Below are 5,796 nucleotides of genomic sequence, written 5' to 3'. Positions count from 1 at the left end.
CGGGGAGCGCTACCGTGACCAGTCACAACCCACCAAACTGAAAACCGACAAGAAAGGTGAAGTGACTTTTACTCTGAATGAGCCGGGCATGTACTGGCTAGAGGCCGAGTACACTGACAACAATGGAAAAGCCCCGGCGAGTAAACGCCAGGGCTCCTATGTTGCGGTACTAGAAGTATTACCGATGTAATTAATCGGCTGTTACAACGGGTGGTTCCTCTAAACGAACCACGCCCAGTGTATTGGCGTCGGTACCGAACCAAATGGAGTCGGTGCTTTCATCATAGAACATATGACGAACGGTACCGCCGCCACTTTCCAGCTCCATCGGCTCTGAAAACTCATGGGTTTCTGTATCAAAGCCCACCAGCCGGTTAGGCTGAACACCGGTTTCTACAAACCAGACGTCGTTACGTTTATCCACAGCCATACCGTAAGGGCGCGAATTTTCTTCAGCGGGTGCCCGCCAGTCTTTATTCTCGCCACTGACCGGGTCGTAACTGCCAACATACCCTTTGTTGTAGTCGACATACCAAATAGTGCCATCGTCAGTCATACCCAGCCGGCGCGGTCGGTTATCTTTTCTATCCAGCTCTATTTCCTGAAGCTTGCCGTTTTCTATGGTCGCCAGTTTATTGGTGCCAAAAAGCGTTGCCCAGGGTTTGTCATTTTCGACGATTAAACCATAGGGCCTGGCCGAGTCCGTGGGAACGTCCCACAGCATCATCTCACCATCGCCGGTTTCCAGAAAACCAATTTGATTACCACCTTGCACCGTAAACCAAATGTCATCGTTGGAGGTAAAGTCCATGGTATGACTGTCACGAGTGCCATCACCCGGCAGCTCAAACTTCTCGATGTCACCTGTTGCAGGGTCAATTAACCCAATATGATTCATAAGATTACCGGCGTACCAGGCACCGCGGTCATCCACTATAACGGTGTGCGGGCCAGCGCCATCGGGTAAATCGTAGCGTTTAAATTCTTCAGTTTTTGGGTTAAAGGTGGCGGCGTAATGACTTCCCTGACCCACAAACCAAACCGTTCCGTCGTGTACCCAAGGGTCACGCGGACGGGAGTCCTCCCATGGAACCTGCCACTCCTGAATTTCTGCGTTCGCCAGCCTGCTGTCTTTGTGATCATCACTTTTTGCCGGCGCACTGCTTACTCCCGCCAGACCAATGATTACTGCACTTGTTAAACTTAGGTACTTCATCGTTATGGCCTCCCGAAATAGATTCGTATGTAAGTATAGACGCTATTGCGTCAAACCCAACACTGTGCAATCTTCAACCTTTAACTCTAAAACGGCGCATCTTACATGCTGGATCAATGGCTTATCGGAATCATATTAGTTGCTATGCTGGTGCTCTTCGTCATCGATAAATGGCGTTATGACCTGGTAGCTATGATGGCGCTATTGTCCGCAGCTATTCTTGGTTTGGTGCCAACAGCAGAAGTATTCAGTGGTTTTGGCAACCCCGCGGTCATTACCGTGGCCGCCGTACTCATTATAAGCCAGGCACTGTGGCGTTCAGGTGTGGTTGATGCACTGGCTTCCGCCATGAAAAACATTGGCGATAAGCGTTGGGTGCAGATGATAGCCCTAACCTCCGTCACAACTTTCTGCTCTGCGTTTATCAGTAACACCGGTACCATGGCCATAATGATCCCGGTCGCACTTCAGTTAGCCCGCAGCAGCGGCAATAACCCGTCCAAACTGCTTATGCCGATGGCTTTTGGCTCCTTACTGGGTGGCACCATTACAATGGTGGGTACGCCGCCAAATATTATCATTGCCGACATACGCAGAGATGCAATGGGTGAAACCTTTGGTATCTTCGAATTTACGCCCGTTGGCCTCAGTATTGCTATAGCCGGTTTGCTTTTCATGTGGTTGCTCAGTCATTGGCTGGTACCGGAAAAGGCCGGTAAATCAAAGTCAGAATCGCTTTACGATGTAAGCAGCTATTTGACAGAACTGTACGTGCCCGAAGGGTCCAGCTTTGTGGGCGAAACTCTGTACGAACTTGAAAACCGTACAGAAGACGACTTTGTTATTGTTGCGCTGCAGCGCGGTGACAAGCGTTGGTCAGCACCGGCTCGTTATTTGCGGCTAAAGTCTGAAGACGTATTAATAGTTGAAGCCAACGCGGAAACTATTCAGCAAGTTATAGACGGCACCGGACTTGAGCTTAATGCCGAAGAAGAAATCGATGACCGTTTCTTAAAATCCGATGACATTACCGTAATAGAAGGAATTGTCGGACACGACTCGCGGCTTATTGGACGCTCTGCCGCCGATATTAAACTGCGCAGCCGCTACGGCATCAACGTGCTTGGCGTCGCCCGAGAAGGTCAGAAGCTGGGCACCGCACTGGCCAATATTCGCTTTAAGCCGGGCGACGTTTTATTACTGCAGGGAGACGCAGAGATCCTCGATGACGTATTTCAGCGCTTTGGCTGCTTCCCGCTGGCACAGCGCAGCCTGCGCATTGGTTCGTCAAAACGTTTAATGTTGCCTTTGGGTATTTTTGCCGCAACCATTTTATCGGCTGCGTTTGGTTTAATCTCGGTTCCTTACGCCTTTTCACTGGCCGCAGGCCTTATGGTTATAACCAATATTCTACCCCTGCGAGAGCTCTATCATTCTATAGACTGGCCTATCATCGTATTGTTAGGCGCAACCATACCACTGGGGTCTGCGCTGGAACGCAGTGGCGCCGCAGACACCATTGCCAATGCCGTACTTTATATCAGCCAGGGGTCACCGGAATTTGTGGCCGTCGGCTTACTACTTATAGTCACCATGTTGCTGTCCAACATTGTCAATAATGCAGCAGCAGCGGTACTTATGGCTCCCATAGGTATCAGCATGGCCAGTAGTTTTGGCGCCAGCATGGATCCGTTTTTAATGGCCGTCGCTATTGGAGCCGCAGTTCCGTTCTTAACGCCAATAGGACACCAGTCGAACATTCTGGTTATGGGTCCGGGCGGCTATAACTTCAGCGATTACTGGCGGCTGGGCTTGCCGCTGTCGCTGGTTGTTGCCGCCGTCGCTCTGGTCATGATATTGCTGGTATGGCCGCTGTATTAAGCGCGGTCTTTATAAGGCAGGTAAGTTCGCATTGTTTTTAGATGTTCGCGTAACGCGGTGCTTTCATCCCGACAATACTGTTCAATGGCGTCGTTAAGAGGAGACGGCATAAACCGGTAAAAACCTTCACGAAGCACAGGCTCAAAGCCTCGATGCAGCTTATGTTCGCCCTGCGCACCAGCGTCAAAGTAGCTAAGGTTATGGTTTATGCAGTATTCAATACCCTGATAATAACAAGCTTCAAAATGCAGAAACTCAAGCTCTTCCTGACAACCCCAGTAACGCCCGTAAAGCGTGTCTTCACTTTTAAAGCATAATGACGCCGCAAGCATTTCGTCATTTCGGTAAGCCGCAAAAACCACAATATGGTCAGCTAAATGTTGACCCCAAAGTTTGAAGGTAGTCGGGGTTAAATAACCGCCATGACCTGAGCGTTTTAAATAGGTGCGCTGGTAAAACACAATGAATTGATGCCAAAAATCTGCGGTTAATTCGGTACCCTGTAAGGTTCGCATTTCGACATTTTGCTCTGACACCTTTTGCCGCTCTTTGCGTATAGACTTGCGCTTGCGTGACACCAAAGCCCCGAGAAAGTCGTCAAAGGAACTATAACCTCGGTTCTGCCAGAGGAACTGGATATCAAAGCGTTGCCACCAACCTTGTTCTGCCAGAGCCTCGCTTACATTCGGCTCAACGTACAAACACTGCAAATTGCTGACATCGTGCTCCTGCATCAACGCCGATTCAATAACCGGCAGAACATCAGCAGCATTAACGCTCTCGGCAGTAGCCAGACGAGGCCCCTGACACGGGGTAAAAGGTATAGCATTGATAAGTTTGGGGTAGTACTGAAAACCATAACGCTCGTAGGCTTCAGCAAAAGCCCAGTCGAACAAATACTCACCATAGGAATGGATCTTTTTAAACCACGGCATAATGGCAATCAGTGTGTCGCTGTTATCATGCACCGCTACATATTGAGGCAACCAGCCTCGCTGAGGCCCAAGACTACCGCCCTGCTCAAGCGCCAACAGAAAATCATAGCAAGTAAAAGGGTAATCACTCTTAAATAACCGGCTCCAGTCAGCCTTAGGTATAGTGGTTATTGTTGAGTGTATAACTGTTTGCATGCGTTAGGTGCTTAAAAGCCCCAACACACTAATGTCTTCATCCAATTGTGGCCAGTGAATTCCCTGGCCATTTCCCAGCAGATGCCAATCTTTACGCTCCTCTTCCGTGGCCGCTTCCAAACGAGGAAACCAGACAATGGGTGCAGAAATTTTACGTCCATCAGCTAGCTCGACCTCAAGCGTTGCTTCGGTAACGGATACATTCACTGCTACAGGATGGCGATCAATCTCTAAAGTATTCATCCCAGGCCTCCAGAAGCTCTTCTTTATGTTGAACGACAATTTTGCTTATACGCCTAAGCTCAAACGATGAAAAGCCTATCGAACTGCTCATCAAAACAGGCTTAAGCCAAAATTTTGCCAGCTTGTTGTCTCGCTGCACATGAATGTGAGGAGGCTCACCGTTTTCATTACTATAAAAGAAAAAGCGATAAGCACCAATTCTTAGTATTGTCGGCATGCTTTAGTTTCCAGGCTTTATAAAGAAACCAAGCTTAGAAAAAACCAAACAATAGAACGTTATGAAATAACCTAAAAGTACGTAATCATTTGCCAGCTCATTTCATCCGGCACTAATTTTCGTAGCTAAAAACCCGCACCCATACATCGGCTGTCAGCTCTAATGAGCTGAGAGCTTCGATGCGCTCACGGCCTTCAGCGCTGCTTCGGTATAGGTGGGGAGTCATAGTAAGTAAATCTTTTATCGCCTGATTTGATGCCAAGGATACCGGAAAAGTTACTTGTTGCTCAGAGGTCAACTCAAAAGCGGAATCGGTTATCGGCAGCGCCTCATTTTTACTTTTCTGTTCAGAATAAATAATGGCTTTCAGCTCTTTTAAATGGCTACCGGCAGGGTCCACCATAATCAACCGGCCTCCGGGCTTTAAAACCCGCTTAAATTCAGCTTCTACCGGAAATCCGAATACGCATAAAATAGTATCGACACTACTGTCGGCTAATGGGATAAAAACGTTCGATGCCACCATCCAGCTCAGACGCTTGTCTTTCTTTGCCGCCGCTTGTACCGCCCATTTGGAGATATCCAAAGCCGCTACACGTAAATCAATGCCTTTTTGCTCAGCTTGTTCAACCAAATAGCGCAAGTAATAGCCTTCGCCACAGCCCGCATCGAGCACCGCCTGATCACCTTCCGCCAACACTGTGTTCGCCAAAGCCCGGACCAGAGGCTCGTAGTATCCCTGCTCAAGGTACTCCCGACGCGCCTGCACCATGGCCTTGCTGTCGCCAGGATCCTTAGAGCGCTTATTCTGAACCGGCAATAAATTCACGTACCCCTGTTTCGCCACATCGTAGCTGTGGCCATCCTCACAGCGCCAGCTTCGCTCATTTAAGCGCAGCGGCTTGCCATCAAGTGGGCAGATCAAATCAGTTAACGACTGAGTCACATTGGGTTCCGGTTCGCATGTTCTGTCATCATTCTACGCGGTTTGTTCTTAAAATTCAGACACAAAAAAAGCAGCCCGTGGGCTGCTCTTCATAATTTTTAGCTTACCTAGAAGCTAGTCCATGCAAATTAAATTGCCTGGATGTTCTCAGCCTGAGGACCTT

7 protein-coding genes are annotated in these 5,796 nt (G+C 48.8%); 2 read left to right on the top strand and 5 right to left on the bottom strand.

The features are described 5' to 3' along the window. Positions 1 to 190: DUF4198 domain-containing protein (locus B3180_RS14920; RefSeq protein ID WP_286845283.1), on the top strand; the 190-nt coding region annotated here is incomplete at its 5' end. Here the strand turns inward: B3180_RS14920 and B3180_RS14915 are convergent. Beyond that, positions 191 to 1,216, bottom strand: coding sequence for a virginiamycin B lyase family protein (locus B3180_RS14915; protein ID WP_199495099.1), 1,026 nt, complete (start codon positions 1,214 to 1,216; stop codon positions 191 to 193). It lies immediately after the preceding gene. A 105-nt stretch (positions 1,217 to 1,321) separates the two neighbouring features. Between B3180_RS14915 and B3180_RS14910 the strand changes: the two genes are divergently transcribed. After that, positions 1,322 to 3,097, top strand: coding sequence for an SLC13 family permease (locus B3180_RS14910; protein ID WP_286845281.1), 1,776 nt, complete (start codon positions 1,322 to 1,324; stop codon positions 3,095 to 3,097). On the opposite strand, the gene B3180_RS14905 is transcribed toward B3180_RS14910, so the two are convergent. The 4 genes from B3180_RS14905 to B3180_RS14890 form a co-directional block, all read right to left on the bottom strand. Then, positions 3,094 to 4,227, bottom strand: a complete 1,134-nt coding sequence (locus B3180_RS14905; RefSeq protein ID WP_278358947.1) for a GNAT family N-acetyltransferase — start codon at positions 4,225 to 4,227, stop codon at positions 3,094 to 3,096. The two genes, B3180_RS14910 and B3180_RS14905, sit on opposite strands and share 4 nt — an antisense overlap. Positions 4,228 to 4,230: 3 nt before the next feature. Further along, the gene (locus B3180_RS14900) at positions 4,231 to 4,470 is read right to left on the bottom strand and encodes a DUF2442 domain-containing protein (RefSeq protein ID WP_054490399.1); all 240 of its coding nucleotides are present in this window, start codon (positions 4,468 to 4,470) and stop codon (positions 4,231 to 4,233) included. After that, positions 4,451 to 4,687 carry a DUF4160 domain-containing protein gene (locus B3180_RS14895; protein ID WP_054490401.1) on the bottom strand — a complete coding sequence of 79 codons (237 nt, stop codon included), beginning with the start codon at positions 4,685 to 4,687 and terminating at the stop codon, positions 4,451 to 4,453. Before B3180_RS14895 ends, B3180_RS14900 begins: the two co-directional genes overlap by 20 nt. Before the next feature lie 112 nt (positions 4,688 to 4,799). Then, positions 4,800 to 5,633 (bottom strand): putative RNA methyltransferase, encoded by an 834-nt coding sequence (locus B3180_RS14890; protein WP_222235982.1) that lies wholly within the window; start codon positions 5,631 to 5,633, stop codon positions 4,800 to 4,802. Positions 5,634 to 5,796: the final 163 nt, after the last annotated feature.

The organism is Idiomarina sp. UBA4206, assembly GCF_002383015.1.
Taxonomy (GTDB): Bacteria; Pseudomonadota; Gammaproteobacteria; order Enterobacterales; family Alteromonadaceae; genus Idiomarina; species Idiomarina abyssalis.
This window is presented reverse-complemented; position numbering and strand designations above follow the sequence as displayed.